Genomic DNA, 16,557 nt, shown 5'->3' with positions numbered 1-16,557 from the left:
AATGCAAATGTTGAATGCAAAAATGCGCTTTTTCTATGGAAAAAAAGCGCATTTTCAACTTATATTATACAGATTTTGCTTTCTTTTTCGGCTGAGCCTGAAATGTTTCCTCTACATTCACTTCTACAGCCTGCGCACTGTATTTTGGCAGTGCGACAAAATAGAAAATAAAAACAGCTAAGATGAAAACGCCCATGCCGTAATACAGATAATCGATGTTTGATACGAACTTAGGGAATAACAGCGCCACTAAGCCAAGTGTCAAAGACTGAGCAAACATCATAAAAGGATCTTGCCAGCCGCTTACACGTCCCATCAGCTTCGGATGGACAATCTTAGGCATCCATCCCCCTATGGCGATGTTTACCGGACCGATGCACATCCCCAGTACAAAAGTAGTCGCGTAGTACACCCATAAAACTTTGGTGTAGCCAAGGACAAAAATCAGCAAGCCTGCAATTAAAATCGGCACCGACATTAAAAAGTGAGGTTTCACTTTTTTAGAGATTAACGTGCCGATCACACTTCCTGCTAAAAGCCCAAACCCGATTGCGATCGTAAATACGGATGTATGCCATTCATAACGATCGGGGGACAGTCCATATTTCATTGTAAACATTGGCAATACAGCAAATCCTCCGTTCACAAAACCAAAAACAAAGAAACCGAAAATAAGAGAGGCCAGCAGCTTGTTTTTTAAAATGTAGACAATGCCTTCCTTAAAATCGTTTATCGAATCCTTGACGGAAGCTTGTCTCCAGTTAAATGTGCCGTTCGGCTGCCTAGCTTCTTTCGGAATCCGGCAGGTGCGGATAAGCAGGCCGGAAATAATAAAGCTGACAAAATCAAGAATAATCGCTCCATGAATTCCGATTGTGTTATACATAAAAGCACCGATTCCAACGCCAAATACCATAAAGATACTAAAAAGCATCTGATTAAGCCCGGCCGCTTTCGCATAATGCTCCTTCGGCAGGATGGCTTGTACTAAACTGTTTTCTGCAGGAAAGAAAAACTTGGTTACAGCGCTTCTGACAAACAAAATACAGAAAACAAGAGGAATATTGCCGGTAAATAAAGTGAAAAAAAGAACGACAGTCAGGGCGGCTCTGATCCAATCACAGTTTTCCGCGACTTTTTTTCTGTCAAACCTGTCCGCAACGACTCCCACAAGCAAAAACACAAATACTGTAGGAAGGGAATACATCAGTTCAGCCAAGGTTGTGTAAGAAGGCTGGCTGCTGAAGCGGTCCAGCAAGAAAAAAGCAAATGCCATGTTGCCTACTGTCGTGCCCATTTGAGAAGCGAGTGCTGCGAAAAATAGACGAACAAAATTACGATTTTTAAATATATCCATAAAAACGCTCCTTACCCTAAAGGTCCCACTTTATCATATTATAAACCGCCTGTTTTTGAAACAAATAAGAAAACATTACCGGTTAATCATGACTCTTGTTCCGTTTGGCACAATTGAAGCGAGTTCTAGAACATCTTTGTTATGCATGCGGATACAGCCTTTAGACACAGCCTTGCCAATCGAAGCGGGATTATTCGTTCCGTGTATTCCATAGTGCTGCCTTGAAAGGCTCAGCCAATAAGCGCCAAATGGGCCGCCGGGATTGCGTTGGCGGTTAATAATGTAGAACTCGCCAGTTGGTGTTTGTGTCAGTATTTTACCGACGGCGATCGGATAAGTTTTTATTACCTGATTATTTTGGTACAAAGTAAGGGTTTTAGCCCCAATAGAGACTGCAATATGATATGGGATCGTATTTGGGTCTGGCAGACCGGGGATGACAATGCGCTGTCCGGCGATAACTCCTGATTGCAGCGATGGGTTGGCTTGAATCAAAGCAGCAGTGCTGATTCTGAAATCGGCCGCGATGCTGGTGAGTGTATCGCCTTGTTTAATCTGGTACGTAAGCAGTTTCCTCATCCTCCCTTTTTTATTTATAAGTATTGATGAGGAACCCATTCTGCTACATTAAGTTGTGCTTTTTAATGTAAAGACCGTGATTTCAGGTTTAGCCAGAAATCGCAAAGGCAGTCTCGTCATCCCGAGGCCGCGGTTCACATAAATATGAGTGTCGCCTGTTTGGTACATTCCTTCGGTATAGACTTTTCCATACGGGGGCGTAATAAGCGGTCCGTAGAAGGGCAGCTGGATCTGCCCGCCGTGTGTGTGTCCGGATAGCTGCAGATTGACAGGATATGTTTTTGTATTCAAGGCAGCATCAGGCTCATGGACGAGCAGAATGGAAAAAAGCCTCTCGCTTAGTTTCGATAGGGTGCCTTCATAATCGGGCTTGCCGAGCATTAAATCATCGAGCGCAGCGATCTCAATTTCGCTGCCGTCTGTGAGCGTCAATTTTCGATAGGCGTTGCGGAATACCGTAAAACCTCCTGATGACATCAGGCTTTTATAAGCATCGGTTCCATAGCCGCCGTGATCATGATTGCCGTAAACACAAAACTTGCCGAAGGGTGCTTGAAGCTTTCTCAAAAAAGGAATCACTGCCTGATAATGTTGATACGTATCAGGGTTATCGATAATATCACCGGTAAAAACAATTAAATCAGGCTTAGTTTCATTGATCGTCAGGATGACAGTTCTAAAGTCTTCAAGCGTAAAATAATCGCTTAAATGTGTATCACTGAACTGCACGATTTTAAAACCGTCAAATCCATGGGGAATGAGAGAGCTTTTAATCGTGTGTTTAGTAGTCTCAATCATATGCGGTTCCAGATAGCGGGCATAGCCATATCCCCCGCTGGCCGTTAAAACTCCGGCCGCAAAAATGCCGAGCGTTCCTTTTAAAAATTGTCTTCTGGACATCTTTTTCATTTCAAACCAACCTTTAGTAGAGTTTTTCTATTATATCACCTGTAACTTGAAAAAATCTCATCTCAGCATGTGCTGACAGCAGCTGGCATATAATGATAGAATAATATTGAATGAATACTCATTCATAACAGGAGGGATCATACAATGGAAAAAAAGGTTGTTATTATTACCGGCGGGTCAAGCGGCATGGGAAAAGCAATGGCAAAAAAACAGGCCGAATTGGGCTGGAATGTCATGATAACAGGGCGGAACCATGAAGCACTTGAAGAAACAAAAAAAGAAATTGAAACCTTTGAGGGCCAAGTTGCCTGTTTTCAAATGGATGTCCGTTCTGATTCTGGGGCAGCACAAATGGTTGCAGAAGCGTTACATGTGTTTGGGCGTCTTGATGCACTTATTAATAATGCGGCCGGCAATTTTATTTGCCCGGCAGAAAAGCTCACGCCCAATGGATGGAAAGCGGTAATTGAGATTGTATTAAATGGTACGTTTTTTTGCAGCCAAGCCGCAGCCAAGCACTGGATTGAGCATCAGCAGAGGGGTGTTATTTTAAATATGGCCGCCACATATGCGTGGGGAGCGGGAGCGGGGGTAGTTCATTCCGCTGCGGCAAAAGCTGGCGTATTGTCGCTCACTAGAACTCTTGCCGTAGAGTGGGGCAGTCAATACGGAATCCGCACAAACGCGATTGCACCCGGTCCAATTGAACGAACAGGCGGTGCAGAGAAGCTATTTGAATCGGAAAAAGCGAAGGCCCGCACGCTGAACAGTGTGCCGCTCGGCCGGCTTGGCACACCCGAGGAAATCGCCGCTTTGGCCGCGTTTATGCTTTCTGATGAAGCGTCCTATATGAATGGGGAATGTGTCACTCTGGATGGGGGGCAATGGCTGAATCCTTATCCGTTTTAATTTCACAATAATATTTATCAGTAAATATTGAAATTATTAAGTGGAATTTTTATGTTTAAAAGTTTAACCTCCAAAATTAACCTTCTTCCTATCCAATTAAACCTATTAAGATAACACATAAAGCTCTAATTGTTTAAGAGGAATTGGTGTCATACGTAAGCCACCTAATATATGAAAGTTATATTTCAAAAGGGGAGGCGAAGTATGAAGAACTTAGATTAAAACATTCCTATAATTACCTCGTTAACTAAAAAGAGGAATTATAGGAATAAATTAATTAGGTTTATATTATTATGGGAGGAAGGTTAAATAATGGACGAAATGGTATTATTAACTCAGGAATGGCTCAATGAAACGTACAAGGGGAAAAGTGGCTATAATCCCATTGAGGAAAATGGGAAAACTGGCTGGGAAACAATGTATGCATTAACTAGAGCCTTACAACTAGAATTGGGAATTATACAGACTTCCGACAGCTTTGGTCCTACAACTTTGAGAAAGCTTGAAGAATTAGGCCCAATTTCTATGTCATCTAATTCGAAAAAAAATATTGTGAAAATTGTTCAAGGTGCCCTATATTGTAAAGGTTATGGTCCAGGTGGATTAACGGGTACATTTGGACAGGGAACGAAAGGCGCGATAGCAGAAATGCAAATGAATATGGGTCTTTCTAAAGCAGACGGTGTAGTAACGCCTAAAGTGTTTAAGGCTTTATTGAACATGGACTCTTATATCCTTTTAAGTGGAGCATCAGAGAAAGTTCGTTCAATACAGCAATGGCTAAATAATAAATTTAACCATAGAGAGAATTTCTATTTAATGCCCTGTGATGGTCAGTATTCAAGGGATACTCAAAAGTCTCTTGTTTATGCAATACAGTACGAGGAAGGATTAGATGATAGTATAGCTAATGGGAATTTTGGACCAACTACACAAAGATTGATTCCTGTATTGGGAATTGGATCCACGGATGAAAAAAATAGTTTTGTTCATTTATTTCAAGCTGCTCTAATTTTTAATGGGTACAATGTTCCTTTTGATGGAGTATACTCTGAATCCGTAAGATCAAAAGTAATGGATTTTCAATCTTTTGTAAAATTGCAACAGAGTGGTATCGCTGACTTTCAAACATGGTCTTCGCTTTTAGTAAGTACTGGAGACCCTAATCGAAAAGGAGTTGCTTGTGACTCAATTACTCAAATTACATCGGACAGGGCGGAGTCCCTTAAGAGGGCAGGTTATAAGATTGTAGGGCGATATCTAACAAATGCGCCGGGGAGTACACTAAATAAAAAAATACAACCAGGTGAATTAGAAACAATCTTAAAATCAGGTTTAAATGTTTTTCCGATTTATCAAACCTATGGGGGAGCAACAAATTATTTTAATAAAGAACAAGGAAAGAAAGATGCGTTTGCTGCTTATAAAGCAGCAAAAGAATACGGGTTTAAAAATAACACTGTAATATACTTTGCAGTAGATTATGATGCATATGGTAACGATTTAAACAACAATATTATTCCACACTTCGAAGGTATAAATGAAATAATGAACGGTTTTTTAGGTTCAACTTACAAAATTGGTATTTATGCCCCTAGGAATGTATGTACTATAGTTTCTAAAAAAGGTTTAGCATTTGCAAGTTTTGTAAGTGGTATGTCTACTGGCTTTAGCGGAAACTTAGGATATCCTTTGCCTTACAATTGGGCGTTTGACCAAATTTCAACAATTACTGTTGGAAATGGTTCTGGAATGATTGAAATTGATAATGATATTTGTTCAGGTTTGGATAATGGAGTTAATACCATAAATATAGTGTCTTCAGAGAATAAGAAGTTTTTTGATCAAATTGATGTTTTATATGAAACTGCTGAAAAATATGCTCAAATGCAAAGCGATTTAAATAATGGGGTAGAAAAAACACAATTAGCTAATGAGTTGGTTGCCCAGTATTTAAGAAAGGATGACTACAAAGGGTGGAAGTGGGTCCCTACCGCAGGCCAGATTGATCCTATTTATCGTGAATGGGCAGATAAAGCGCTAGGGGAAGACCTAGTAAATGGAATTGTTGATCCTATATCAAAAACTGTCATAGGAACGCAGCATCTTATGGCAACTTATAATGCCATTATTTATAGTGGTGGTTACTCTCAAACACTACGAGATTTTGCTGGTTGGACTGGAGATCTATTAACAACAATACAGGACATGAAATTACACGCTCAAGAATTTAATTCGCCTTATGATGCGGCTATGAAAATAATAGGTAATATGTATCAATTTAGCCTAGATGATTTATTTAGTGATGTAGATGCAATTAATCTAGCGAATAAAACATCAGTTGGTGCTAATGCACAACCTCTAAATATCGCAATTAGAGATTATTATAGTAATAATGACTGTATGAATAGGTTCACTCAATTTGTAAATAATAGATTTGATGGTTCGTTAGACAAAATTTTCTCTGAAGCAGAGTATTATTTAAATACAAACCTTGACCCAGTTGTTGTTCCAATTAGGTTAGCCTTTAAACGTGCTTTTGATGTTGAGGATTATAGTGAAGATATTGGAAAAATAACAGCACAAGCATTTAGAGATGTTATTGAGAAAAAAATGAGATCTGAATAAACTGCAAAACAAGCGAACCTAAAACTGGTCGTTCGCTTGTTTTATTTTTTATTCAAATTTATGATATAATTTTTAAAGATTAAGGAGTGATTCATTGAAGAAATTGTTAAAAAAGTTAGTTGTATTATTTTTAAGCAGTTTAGTTATCATCTTTAATATTTGGTACTTTATTATTTGTGCTTTTTCCCCAGAGTATTATCAAAATACAAATCTTACTTCTAATGAAATAATAAGATTTGAAAAACTATACCACATAGATTTTCCTGATGAAACAAAATTTATTAAAGCTAGAGAGTATTTGGCTGGGCCCGGAGGAGATACGTCAGCTGTATTATATGTGTCTCTGCCAACCAAGCGGGTAGAAAAAGTTTTATCTGATTACACGCATATGAAAATAAACTATACTGACAATGTCGGTTCAATGTATGGAGTTGACGTTTCAAAGAGTGTCGCCGGTTTAACAACTCTTACATTTGGCACTTACGATAAAAAAGGAACTTTCTATAATATGAAACATGATGATGATTGGATGTATAAAGGCACTGACTGGAATCTTTACTTTTGGACAGCTGCTAGTTATAATGCTGTTATTTTTGTATTTGTCTTGGTTATTGTGAAACAAATGAATAAAATTCTTAATTAACCAGTCTGTAGATTGATAATCTCAAAAAAATTTTCCTCTTCTTTTAACATACTCCATACGACCCGCTTTTCCATACTATGATTTTTTTGAAATTTGTGGTGTAGTTATAATTGTGCGTATAATCAGACAAAGATAGAGAAGCAGGTGATAACATGTTGGATCCACTTGATATTTTAACGAACATTGATGATGTCCTCCCATATTACCAGGCGATTTTCAGTGCCGAGGAGCAGAAAATCGTCGGGTATGAGGTGCTGGGGCGTATATTGGCAGATTCAGAAATTCAAAGTCTCGGACCCTTTTTTTTAGATGCGGGGATACCCGAAGAATATAAGTTAGAGGTTGATAACAGAATTATCCGCCAGGCTCTTGACCGCTTTTTAGAAGCGGATTCTGATCTGCTGATTTTTATGAATCAGGATGCCAATCTTTTAATGCTTGATCACGGCGAAAGCTTTCTTGAGCTTCTGAAAGAATATGAAGCGAGAGGGATCGAACTTCATCGTTTCGTGCTTGAAATTACGGAGCACAATTTTGAAGGGGATATTGAGCAGCTTTACCATATGCTTGCCTACTATCGTACATACGGAATCAAAATTGCAGTTGATAATATCGGAAAAGAAAGCAGCAATCTGGACAGAATTGCGTTACTATCGCCAGATTTGTTGAAAATCGATTTACAGGCGCTGAAAATCTCACAGCCATCTCCGTCTTATGAGCATGTGCTGTACAGCATTTCATTATTAGCAAGAAAAATTGGTGCGGCGCTGCTTTACGAAGATATTGAGGCGAATTTTCAGCTTCAATACGCATGGAGAAATGGCGGACGCTATTTTCAGGGCTATTATTTGGTGTCCCCGTCAGAAACGTTTTTAGAGAGAGATGTATTGAAGCGAAGACTTAAGACAGAATTTCACCAATTTATTACACATGAGAAAAAGAAACTAGAAACCGTCTATGAGCACTCTGAACAGTTTTACAAACGGGTGCACCAGGCTGTTACATCATTGCGAAAAAACAGCCAGTCTCCGGGTGATGATTTTATTAAAAAGCTGGCGGAAGAGCTGACGGATTGCAGCTTTAGAATTTACATCTGTGATGGAGAAGGTGATCAGCTGACTGGAAATGTTTTTAAACAAGACGGAGAATGGATTTACCAGCCGGAGTATACGGAGAAGAACTGGAGCTGGCGTCCTTATTTTCTGGAGAACATCATGAGAATGAGAAACCTCAGAAAAGGGTTTTTCAGTGATTTGTACAGCGATTTGGAAACAGGAGAAATGATCAGAACGTTTTCATATCCGATGGATGATCAAATATATTTATTTATAGACCTGCCGTATTCTTATTTATATGAGCAGGATGGATTGATTTAAACGGCTGAAGAGCCGTTTTTTTTATGAATTGAAAAAAATATCAAAAAACGATTGACATTGATACTGAGAATCATTATCATTTAATTATAGAGAGAAGCTACTCTCTGTTCCCCAACCCCTCTATCAGATCAAGATCCGAAAAGCTTGGCGCTACCCCCGCCAAGTTTTTTATTTGTCAACGCATAAGACAATCCATAGAAACAATAAACCTTATTAGTGGTAAACAACGGCACTAGGAGGTAAAAACATGTTCAAAAGGAGCAACAGACTGCTGATTGACCTTCCAACCCCAGAACATCCTGACCCAAATGCGGCAGCGGCGGTTCAAGAGCTGTTAGGCGGCAAATTTGGTGAAATGTCCACTCTCAATAATTATATGTTCCAGTCCTTTAACTTTCGCAGCAAGAAAAGATTAAAACCGTTTTACGATCTCGTATCAAGTATTACCGCTGAAGAATTCGGCCATGTTGAGCTTGTGTCTAATACGATATCCTTAATGCTGACAGGTTCGACATTTAAAGGTGATCCCGACGTTACACCGATGAGAGATGCAAAAAATAAACGAAATTCCCAGCATTTTATTGAAACGGCTCAAACGTCTTATCCGTTTGATTCGATGGGGAAAGCCTGGACCGGTGAAAATGTGTTTAACAGCGGAAATCTGGTGCTGGATTTGCTCCATAACTTTTTCTTGGAATGCGGCGCCCGAACTCACAAAATGAGAGTGTATGAAATGACTGATCACCCGGTGGCCAGAGAAATGATCGGTTATTTGCTCGTGCGCGGCGGCGTTCATATCGTGGCGTATGCCAAAGCGCTTGAGATTGCGACCGGCGTAAATATCGGCAAAATGCTTCCGATCCCGAACCTTGATAATAAACATTTTGATACAGCCAGAAAATTTGAAGAGCAGGGAATTCATACGAAGCTGTATACATTCAGTGATACGGATTACAAGGATATCAATAAAATCTGGAAAGGTGAGCATCCGATAGACGGCAGTAAGCTTCATGTCATTGAGGGGAGCCCTAAGGGAGCGCCCGTTCCTGATTTCAGAGAAGTGCCGGAGGAATTTGCTCCCGGGATTTCAAAAGAGGATTTTGACGAAATTGCAAAAAGGCTGTTGGATTCTGCCGGAATATCAAAAAAATCATAATTGTGTGTATGACATTCCAAAAAAAGCCTCAAACTACGTAAAAATAGTTTTTTCACTTTTTTTCTTTTCTTAAATTCAGCAGGGAAAATGCCATCCTGTCCGACTTTATGGTATGATGCTCAATAGAACTTGTATTATAATAAATACTTGTTGATTTGAAGTTGTTTTTTGAAAGGAGTCTTTTTTTAGAATGTCACAATTAATGGGTATCATCACACGGCTGCAAAGTCTGCAAGAAACGGCGGAAGCGGCTAACGAGCCAATGCAGCGCTACTTCGAAGTAAATGGTGAGAAAATATGCAGTGTTAAATATTTCGAAAAAAATCAAACGTTTGAACTGACGGTTTTCCAAAAAGGTGAAAAGCCGAACACATATCCGTTTGATAATATCGACATGGTTTCAATCGAAATCTTTGAACTTCTGCAGTAAGACTCTTGATATAGGGGAAACAAGCTTTCGCTTTGCAGTATGTAATCGAAATAAACGGTAAGGAACATACTTGTTTCATGGTTGTAAATCCTTGAAAAGGGGTGTCGTCATGGCCGATTCTTTTCTGTTTTATAATCTTTCAGAAGCACAGATGACCTTTCAAGATGTGATGGAGCGGCTTAAAGCCTTTATTCGAAGGGATCCCCGTTCTTCATATGTGTTATCGATCGGAACCGATTCACAGGTTTATCGTGATTACACAAAGTTTATTACTGCATTACATTTGCATCGTACAGGCAAGGGAGCTTGGGGCTGCTTGAAAAACCACGCAGTCGACAGACCCATACATAGCCTTCGTGAAAAGATTTCGTTAGAAACGGCGTACAGTCAAGAAACAGCCGCCTATATTCTGGATGGACACTTGATGGATATTACCGATCTGCTCCTGCCCTTTACAGGCGAAGGGGCGGATCTTACATTTGAGGTTCACTTGGATATTGGGAAAAAAGGGCTTACAAAAGAACTGATTCAAGAAATGACAGGGCGCATTACTTCAATGGGGATTGAGGCTAAAATCAAACCGGATTCATACACAGCCTTCAGCTATGCAAATCGTTTCACAAAATAATTCCGGCTCGCAAGCCGAGGGAAATGTCGAATTATGCGGTTGACGATTGTTTTCTGATTACTTATTCTAGCGGTAGAGCTGAAAGTAAGTTTTCTTGCTTTCAGAGGTATTCAGTATAAAACAGGGGGCCTGATTACGAATGAGTCTTATCGGTGAACGATTTACAGAAGAAGAACAAAAACTTCTGCTGAATATCCTGATCAACCATGAGTATGCTATCGAGCTTTTAAGCAGTGAGATCAACGATATAGAGACAGGAACCAAAAACGTTGACGGAACCACCTACAAAAAACTTGTAACGCTATACGACCGATTTCGATTTGAAAATTAATGGCACACCTTATAATTGATACTCCTCCAAAGAGTATCTTTTTTATTGAAGGAAACTTTTCGACAAATACTGATAAAGTTTATATTATTGTAGTATAGGGAATGTATGTGTTGATGAAAATGAAAAGGGGTCGAAAACATGATAAGCTTGCAATCAGATCAGCTTCTTGAGGCAACAGTCGGACAATTTATGATTGAGGCGGACAAAGTAGCGCACGTTCAAGTTGGGAACAACCTGGAGCACGCTTTATTAGTGCTGACAAAAACAGGGTACACAGCCATCCCGGTGCTGGATGCGTCATATCGTTTACACGGCTTAATAGGTACCAATATGATCATGAACAGCATTTTTGGTCTTGAAAGAATTGAATTTGAAAAGCTTGACCAAATTACCGTTGAGGAAGTTATGCTGACTGATATTCCGCGTCTTCATATAAATGATCCGATTATCAAAGGATTCAGCATGGTCATTGATAACGGGTTTGTTTGCGTTGAAAATGATGATCGGGTCTTTGAGGGGATTTTCACAAGAAGAGTGGTTTTGAAGGAATTGAATAAGCATATTCGCTCATTGAACAAGTAGGCTGCTCAGCCTATTTTTTATTCTATTTGCAGAGCAATAAAGAAAGCGCATACATAAATTGGGGTGAAAAGGACTTGAATCATAAACTAAGATTTTATTAGAATAGAAGATAAGAAAAACTTATTGATGATAAAAAGGAGGACGACATGCAGCTTCAAGAGCTTCATATGCTCGTAGTTTTAGCTGAGGAGTTAAATATGAGAAAGGCGGCGGAACGGCTTTTTGTATCCCAGCCGGCTTTATCTCAGCGTTTACAAACCATTGAAAAGGCGTGGGGGACAAAGATATTTTTAAGATCCCAAAAAGGATTGACGGTAACGCCGGCCGGAGAGAAAATCATTCAGTTTGCGAATGACGTTACGTTAGAGCAGGACAGAATTAGAGAAAATATCGATGAGCTCGAAGGAGAAATTCACGGCACACTGAAGCTTGCCGTCGCCTCCATCATCGGCCAGCATTGGCTTCCAAAAGTTCTAAAAACGTATGTGGAAAAGTATCCGAATGCAAAGGTCTCGCTCATTACCGGCTGGAGCAGCGAAATGCTGAAAAGCCTTTATGAGGATCAGGTTCATATTGGCATTATTAGAGGAAACCCCGAGTGGAAAGGCCGCAAAGACTATTTAATGACAGACCATCTGTATTTAGTCGACACTGAAATCTCTTGTATAGAAGATATTGCTCATACAGAACGGCCGTTTATCCAATTTAAAAGCGACAGCACTTATTTTCAGGAAATTCAGCATTGGTGGCATCAAAAATTTAAAACGTCGCCAAAACAGACTATATTGGTTGATCAGATTGAAACGTGCAAACAGATGGCACTGCACGGGATCGGATATGCGATTTTGCCGTCTGTTACCCTTCAGAACGAAGATAAAGTCAATAAAATGCCTCTGTTAGACGTGAAAGGCAATCCTATCGGGCGGGATACTTGGTTATTAGGCTATGAACCTGCTTTTGAACTGAAGCAAGTTCAAGCTTTTGTTTCAGTTGTAAAGGAGATGCTTGATCAAGAGCACCCATTTTAAGAGAAAAGACAGCAAAAGGCTGTCTTTTTTTATTTATATATTGACAATGAAAATCATTATCATTTAAAGTGATACATATGATATTGAAAATCATTATCAATTATGAGGTGATAACATGGCAAAAGCCTTGATTACATATGCCAGCATGTCAGGAAATACCGAAGACATTGCTGGAATTATAAAAGATACACTGCAGGAATATGGTCTAGACATTGATTGCATCGATATGGATGACGCGGAGGCATCGGCTCTGACTTCTTATGATTATGTGCTCATTGGCACCTACACATGGGGAGATGGCGATTTGCCTTACGAAGCAGAGGACTTTTTCGAAGAGGTTCAGCAGCTCCAGCTGAACGGTTTGAAAACAGCTTGCTTCGGCTCGGGGGATTACTCTTATCCAAAGTTTTGCGAAGCTGTCAATTTGTTCAGTGACATGCTGCAAGAGGCGGGAGCTGCTGTCTATCAAGAAACACTTAAAATTGAGCTTGCCCCTGAAACGGATGATGACGTGGAAAGCTGCAGAGAATTTGCAAGAGGTTTTCTTGCATGGGCAGACTTTGTGAACAAGGGAAAAAGCCATGTTTCATAAAGGGGCGACAGCTGTTGCGGCATCGGCGTTTTCTGGCTATTTTGTGGCAGTGAAAAGAGAAGGCATTTTTCATTATTCTTTGGAACAAGGCTGGAAAAAGCTTTTTCGTTTAAAAGCGAAAATACACTGCATCAGTTACATCGGTCCTTACTTATTCGGTGTCGGTGAAAAGGGAACGATCATTCGTTCATCTGACGAAGGGAAAAGCTGGACGATGTCGAGCTTCCCGACAAATGCGACAGTGTGGTCGATTACCGGCAGGAATGATGGATTTGTTTGCGCCCATGGCAAGCATTGCATTTATGTGTCAGAAGACTTCGGTATTTCGTGGCGGGTTGTCAAACCCTTTGCGGAATTTGAACATCCGCCTGTTATCCGTTCACTGTGTCTGCATGGCGGGAATCTTTATATTGGTACACAAATACACGAATGTTTCGGAGGGATTTGGGCTTACGATTTCAAACAAGGCGCTGTCCGGAGGGTAAAAAAAGAAGACAGCCGTATGACGGCATCCATGCTTGTGTTCGATGAAAAATGGCTGGTTGCTGCAATGGGCTCTGCAAAAGGAAAGCGCGGAGCCGTCACTGCACAACATATTTTAACCGCTGAAGAAGTCACGATACATTCCAGCATGATCAAAAAAGAAGAATCGTTTCTTGATATTTCAGAGGATGATGGCATTATTTATGTCACAACGGCTCAAGATGAAAATGGCTATTCGAGGATTTATCAGGCTGATCTTGAGGCCCGAGAGCTAAAATGGTTCGATACCATTAAAGGTCATGGATGGAGAGTCGCCAATCAAAGAGAAAATTTCTTTTGTGCAGGCTTGTATGAATGTAAATTTGTCCAGCCGTACGAAGTTTCAGCAATGATTCATTAGAGGAGGAATACGGAATTGGGGAAGATTTTGCTGGTTTACGCAACGATGTCAGGCAACACAGAAGCCATGGCTGATTTGATTGAAAAGGGGCTTCAGGAGGCGGAAGCGGAAGTAGATCGATTTGAAGCGATGGACATTGATGATGCCGAGCTGTTTAATGATTATGAACATATCATCTTAGGAACCTATACATGGGGAGACGGTGATCTGCCTGACGAATTTCTTGACCTTGCCGAAGAAATGGAAGCCCTTGACTTTACCGGGAAAACATGCGCCGTTTTCGGTTCCGGTGATACAGCATATGAATATTTCTGCGGTGCTGTAGATACGCTTGAAGAGAAAATAAAAGAACGAGGCGGCGAAATTGTGCTTCCTTCCGTAAAGGTTGAAATGAATCCTGAAGGGGAAGAAGAAGTATTAAAGGAATTCGGCAGACAATTTGCCAGAAAAAGCGGCTGTGCTGTCTGATAGATGCAAAGGGAACTGCCGAGCGGCTGTTTCCTTTTTTTCTTGTCTTTGTATCTTTCCTTTGATACAGTAATGAGGTAGAAAATCAGGAGGAGGACTATACATATGAAAATGATGGACGCAAATGAAATTATTTCATTTATTCAAAATAGCACAAAATCTACACCTGTAAAGGTTTATGTAAAAGGTGAGCTGGAAGGAATCAATTTCGGTGAATCTGCGAAAGCTTTTCTAAACGGAAACACTGGTGTTGTTTTCGGTGAATGGAGCGAAATCAAAACAGCAATTGAAGAAAACCAAAGCAAAATCGAAGATTACGTGGTAGAAAATGACCGCCGTAACTCAGCGATTCCTATGCTTGATCTTAAAGATGTCAAAGCGCGCATCGAGCCGGGTGCGATCATCCGCGACCAAGTTGAAATCGGCGATAACGCAGTCATCATGATGGGGGCTTCTATCAATATCGGATCAGTTATCGGAGAAGGCACAATGATCGATATGAACGTTGTTCTTGGCGGACGAGCTACTGTCGGTAAAAACTGTCACATCGGTGCGGGTTCTGTGCTTGCGGGCGTTATTGAGCCGCCATCCGCTAAACCGGTTGTCATTGAAGACGACGTTGTGATCGGTGCAAATGCTGTCGTACTCGAAGGTGTAACAGTCGGTAAAGGAGCTGTTGTCGCTGCGGGAGCGATCGTAGTGAACGATGTTGAGCCATACACAGTTGTTGCGGGAACACCTGCTAAGAAAATCAAAGATATCGATGAGAAAACAAAAGGCAAAACTGAAATCAAGCAGGAATTACGCCAGCTGTAAGGAATGATTTGATCAAAAAGGCGTGGATGATATATCCACGCCTTATTCGTATAGGCAGGAGGAAATGAAAATGAAGAAAGAGGAGCTCATTGCAATCCGCAGAGATCTGCACCGTATTCCTGAGCTTGGATTTCAGGAATTCAAAACACAGCAATATTTATTAAACGTCTTGGAGCAATATCCGAAAGACAGAATTGAAATTGAGAAATGGAGAACTGGGCTTTTTGTAAAAGTGAACGGAACAGCGCCGGACAAAATGCTCGGATACCGAGCGGACATTGACGCGCTTTCAATCGAAGAGCAGACAGGCCTGCCGTTTTCATCAGAGCATCACGGCAAAATGCACGCCTGCGGACATGATTTGCATATGACGATAGCGCTGGGCATCATCGACCACTTTGTTCATCACCCTGTTAAGCATGATCTGCTCTTTTTATTTCAGCCGGCAGAGGAAGGGCCAGGCGGAGCGGAACCGATGCTTGAGAGCGACGTCTTAAAAAAGTGGCAGCCTGATCTCATTACTGCGCTTCATATTGCTCCAGAGCTTCCGGTCGGCACCATCGCGACAAAAAGCGGTTTGCTTTTTGCGAATACATCAGAGCTTGTCATTGACCTGGAAGGCAAAGGGGGGCATGCCGCTTATCCGCACTTAGCTGAGGATATGGTTGTAGCGGCAAGCACTCTCGTTACTCAATTGCAAACAATCATCTCCAGAAACACAGACCCGCTGGACAGCGCTGTGATTACTATCGGTACGATTACGGGCGGCTCCGCGCAAAATATTATTGCGCAAACAGCTCACCTGGAAGGCACAATCCGCACGCTTTCTGAAGAATCCATGAAGCAGGTAAAGGAACGGATCGAAGATTTAGTGAAGGGAATTGAAATTGGCTTCCGCTGTAAAGGAAAAGTGACGTATCCGTCTGTGTATCACCAAGTTTACAATACAAGCGGGCTCACAGAGGAGTTTATGTCTTTTGTTGCTGAGCAAAAATTGGCACAAGTAATCGAAGCAAAAGAAGCGATGACCGGAGAGGATTTTGGCTACATGCTGAAAAAATACCCGGGTTTCATGTTCTGGCTCGGCGCTGATTCCGCGCACGGACTCCATCACGCAAAGCTGAATCCTAATGAAAATGCGATCGAAACAGCGGTTAACGTGATGACAGGTTATTTTTCTGTTTATGCCAATTAAGTACAATGGAAAGAATAAAATGCCATATGATGAGCACCCTATTTAAC

Annotated in this window: 18 protein-coding genes and 1 pseudogene; 16 read left to right on the top strand and 3 right to left on the bottom strand. The window is 40.9% G+C overall.

Translation table 11 applies throughout. The features are described from left to right. Positions 1–64 precede the first annotated feature (64 nt). The 3 genes from MTN95_RS02935 to MTN95_RS02925 form a co-directional block, all read right to left on the bottom strand. Positions 65–1,357, bottom strand: a complete 1,293-nt coding sequence (locus MTN95_RS02935) for an MFS transporter (RefSeq protein WP_248336881.1) — start codon at positions 1,355–1,357, stop codon at positions 65–67. A 75-nt stretch (positions 1,358–1,432) separates the two neighbouring features. Continuing rightward, positions 1,433–1,927, bottom strand: coding sequence for a L,D-transpeptidase family protein (locus MTN95_RS02930; protein WP_081638296.1), 495 nt, complete (start codon positions 1,925–1,927; stop codon positions 1,433–1,435). 57 nt (positions 1,928–1,984) lie between these two features. Continuing rightward, positions 1,985–2,845 carry a metallophosphoesterase gene (locus MTN95_RS02925; RefSeq protein WP_248336879.1) on the bottom strand — a complete coding sequence of 287 codons (861 nt, stop codon included), beginning with the start codon at positions 2,843–2,845 and terminating at the stop codon, positions 1,985–1,987. Between the two features lie 144 nt (positions 2,846–2,989). Here MTN95_RS02925 and fadH point away from each other — a divergent pair, with 144 nt between their 5' ends. The 16 genes and pseudogenes from fadH to MTN95_RS02845 all read left to right on the top strand — a co-directional run bounded on the left by fadH (position 2,990) and on the right by MTN95_RS02845 (position 16,510). Further along, entirely contained in the window at positions 2,990–3,754 is a 765-nt protein-coding gene (gene fadH / locus MTN95_RS02920; protein WP_248336877.1) for a 2,4-dienoyl-CoA reductase, read from the top strand. A 312-nt stretch (positions 3,755–4,066) separates the two neighbouring features. Then, positions 4,067–5,791: pseudogene (locus MTN95_RS02915) on the top strand (glycoside hydrolase domain-containing protein); the annotation flags it as partial. 72 nt (positions 5,792–5,863) lie between these two features. Then, positions 5,864–6,382: a hypothetical protein gene (locus tag MTN95_RS02910; protein WP_248336928.1), complete on the top strand. Its 519-nt coding sequence runs from the start codon at positions 5,864–5,866 to the stop codon at positions 6,380–6,382. A gap of 94 nt (positions 6,383–6,476) precedes the next feature. Continuing rightward, a complete protein-coding gene (locus tag MTN95_RS02905; RefSeq protein WP_024121217.1) occupies positions 6,477–7,025 on the top strand; it encodes a hypothetical protein in 549 nt (182 codons plus the stop codon). Between the two features lie 152 nt (positions 7,026–7,177). Continuing rightward, positions 7,178–8,401 (top strand): EAL domain-containing protein, encoded by a 1,224-nt coding sequence (locus MTN95_RS02900; protein WP_248336875.1) that lies wholly within the window; start codon positions 7,178–7,180, stop codon positions 8,399–8,401. Between the two features lie 247 nt (positions 8,402–8,648). Then, positions 8,649–9,557, top strand: a complete 909-nt coding sequence (locus MTN95_RS02895; RefSeq protein ID WP_248336873.1) for a manganese catalase family protein — start codon at positions 8,649–8,651, stop codon at positions 9,555–9,557. Positions 9,558–9,747: 190 nt separating this feature from the next. Then, positions 9,748–9,987 carry a YkuJ family protein gene (locus MTN95_RS02890; RefSeq protein ID WP_003218671.1) on the top strand — a complete coding sequence of 80 codons (240 nt, stop codon included), beginning with the start codon at positions 9,748–9,750 and terminating at the stop codon, positions 9,985–9,987. A 109-nt stretch (positions 9,988–10,096) separates the two neighbouring features. Then, positions 10,097–10,615, top strand: a complete 519-nt coding sequence (locus MTN95_RS02885; RefSeq protein WP_024121220.1) for a ribonuclease H-like YkuK family protein — start codon at positions 10,097–10,099, stop codon at positions 10,613–10,615. A 139-nt stretch (positions 10,616–10,754) separates the two neighbouring features. Then, positions 10,755–10,946 carry an AbrB antirepressor AbbA gene (abbA, locus tag MTN95_RS02880; RefSeq protein ID WP_003218673.1) on the top strand — a complete coding sequence of 64 codons (192 nt, stop codon included), beginning with the start codon at positions 10,755–10,757 and terminating at the stop codon, positions 10,944–10,946. 138 nt (positions 10,947–11,084) lie between these two features. Then, entirely contained in the window at positions 11,085–11,528 is a 444-nt protein-coding gene (gene cbpB / locus MTN95_RS02875) for a cyclic-di-AMP-binding protein CbpB (protein ID WP_248336871.1), read from the top strand. A gap of 146 nt (positions 11,529–11,674) precedes the next feature. After that, on the top strand, positions 11,675–12,556 hold the full coding sequence (gene ccpC / locus MTN95_RS02870) for a transcriptional regulator CcpC (protein ID WP_044156069.1): 882 nt from the start codon (positions 11,675–11,677) through the stop codon (positions 12,554–12,556). Positions 12,557–12,671: 115 nt separating this feature from the next. After that, the gene (locus tag MTN95_RS02865; RefSeq protein ID WP_105955554.1) at positions 12,672–13,148 is read left to right on the top strand and encodes a flavodoxin; all 477 of its coding nucleotides are present in this window, start codon (positions 12,672–12,674) and stop codon (positions 13,146–13,148) included. Continuing rightward, on the top strand, positions 13,138–14,031 hold the full coding sequence (locus MTN95_RS02860) for a WD40/YVTN/BNR-like repeat-containing protein (protein ID WP_248336868.1): 894 nt from the start codon (positions 13,138–13,140) through the stop codon (positions 14,029–14,031). The genes MTN95_RS02865 and MTN95_RS02860 overlap by 11 nt, the downstream gene beginning before the upstream one ends. Before the next feature lie 15 nt (positions 14,032–14,046). Further along, a complete protein-coding gene (locus MTN95_RS02855) occupies positions 14,047–14,499 on the top strand; it encodes a flavodoxin (RefSeq protein ID WP_248336866.1) in 453 nt (150 codons plus the stop codon). A 105-nt stretch (positions 14,500–14,604) separates the two neighbouring features. After that, positions 14,605–15,315 carry a 2,3,4,5-tetrahydropyridine-2,6-dicarboxylate N-acetyltransferase gene (gene dapD / locus MTN95_RS02850; RefSeq protein ID WP_024121226.1) on the top strand — a complete coding sequence of 237 codons (711 nt, stop codon included), beginning with the start codon at positions 14,605–14,607 and terminating at the stop codon, positions 15,313–15,315. 70 nt (positions 15,316–15,385) lie between these two features. Continuing rightward, on the top strand, positions 15,386–16,510 hold the full coding sequence (locus tag MTN95_RS02845; protein WP_248336864.1) for an N-acetyldiaminopimelate deacetylase: 1,125 nt from the start codon (positions 15,386–15,388) through the stop codon (positions 16,508–16,510). Positions 16,511–16,557: the final 47 nt, after the last annotated feature.

This window comes from Bacillus sp. 2CMS4F, from assembly GCF_023161785.1.
Classification (GTDB): Bacteria; Bacillota; Bacilli; order Bacillales; family Bacillaceae; genus Bacillus; species Bacillus halotolerans.
Note: the sequence above shows the minus strand (reverse complement) of the source record. Positions and strands in the feature narration are given on the sequence as shown.

What these genes read in the sequence shown, in the direction of transcription:
- MTN95_RS02935 (WP_248336881.1), bottom strand. Translation starts at nt 1,357, where the DNA reads ATGGATATATTTAAAAATCGTAATTTTGTTCGTCTATTTTTCGCAGCA.
- MTN95_RS02925 (WP_248336879.1), bottom strand. Translation starts at nt 2,845, where the DNA reads ATGAAAAAGATGTCCAGAAGACAATTTTTAAAAGGAACGCTCGGCATT.
- fadH (WP_248336877.1), top strand. Translation starts at nt 2,990, where the DNA reads ATGGAAAAAAAGGTTGTTATTATTACCGGCGGGTCAAGCGGCATGGGA.
- MTN95_RS02910 (WP_248336928.1), top strand. Translation starts at nt 5,864, where the DNA reads ATGGCAACTTATAATGCCATTATTTATAGTGGTGGTTACTCTCAAACA.
- MTN95_RS02900 (WP_248336875.1), top strand. Translation starts at nt 7,178, where the DNA reads ATGTTGGATCCACTTGATATTTTAACGAACATTGATGATGTCCTCCCA.
- MTN95_RS02895 (WP_248336873.1), top strand. Translation starts at nt 8,649, where the DNA reads ATGTTCAAAAGGAGCAACAGACTGCTGATTGACCTTCCAACCCCAGAA.
- MTN95_RS02890 (WP_003218671.1), top strand. Translation starts at nt 9,748, where the DNA reads ATGTCACAATTAATGGGTATCATCACACGGCTGCAAAGTCTGCAAGAA.
- MTN95_RS02885 (WP_024121220.1), top strand. Translation starts at nt 10,097, where the DNA reads ATGGCCGATTCTTTTCTGTTTTATAATCTTTCAGAAGCACAGATGACC.
- abbA (WP_003218673.1), top strand. Translation starts at nt 10,755, where the DNA reads ATGAGTCTTATCGGTGAACGATTTACAGAAGAAGAACAAAAACTTCTG.
- cbpB (WP_248336871.1), top strand. Translation starts at nt 11,085, where the DNA reads ATGATAAGCTTGCAATCAGATCAGCTTCTTGAGGCAACAGTCGGACAA.
- ccpC (WP_044156069.1), top strand. Translation starts at nt 11,675, where the DNA reads ATGCAGCTTCAAGAGCTTCATATGCTCGTAGTTTTAGCTGAGGAGTTA.
- MTN95_RS02865 (WP_105955554.1), top strand. Translation starts at nt 12,672, where the DNA reads ATGGCAAAAGCCTTGATTACATATGCCAGCATGTCAGGAAATACCGAA.
- MTN95_RS02860 (WP_248336868.1), top strand. Translation starts at nt 13,138, where the DNA reads ATGTTTCATAAAGGGGCGACAGCTGTTGCGGCATCGGCGTTTTCTGGC.
- dapD (WP_024121226.1), top strand. Translation starts at nt 14,605, where the DNA reads ATGAAAATGATGGACGCAAATGAAATTATTTCATTTATTCAAAATAGC.
- MTN95_RS02845 (WP_248336864.1), top strand. Translation starts at nt 15,386, where the DNA reads ATGAAGAAAGAGGAGCTCATTGCAATCCGCAGAGATCTGCACCGTATT.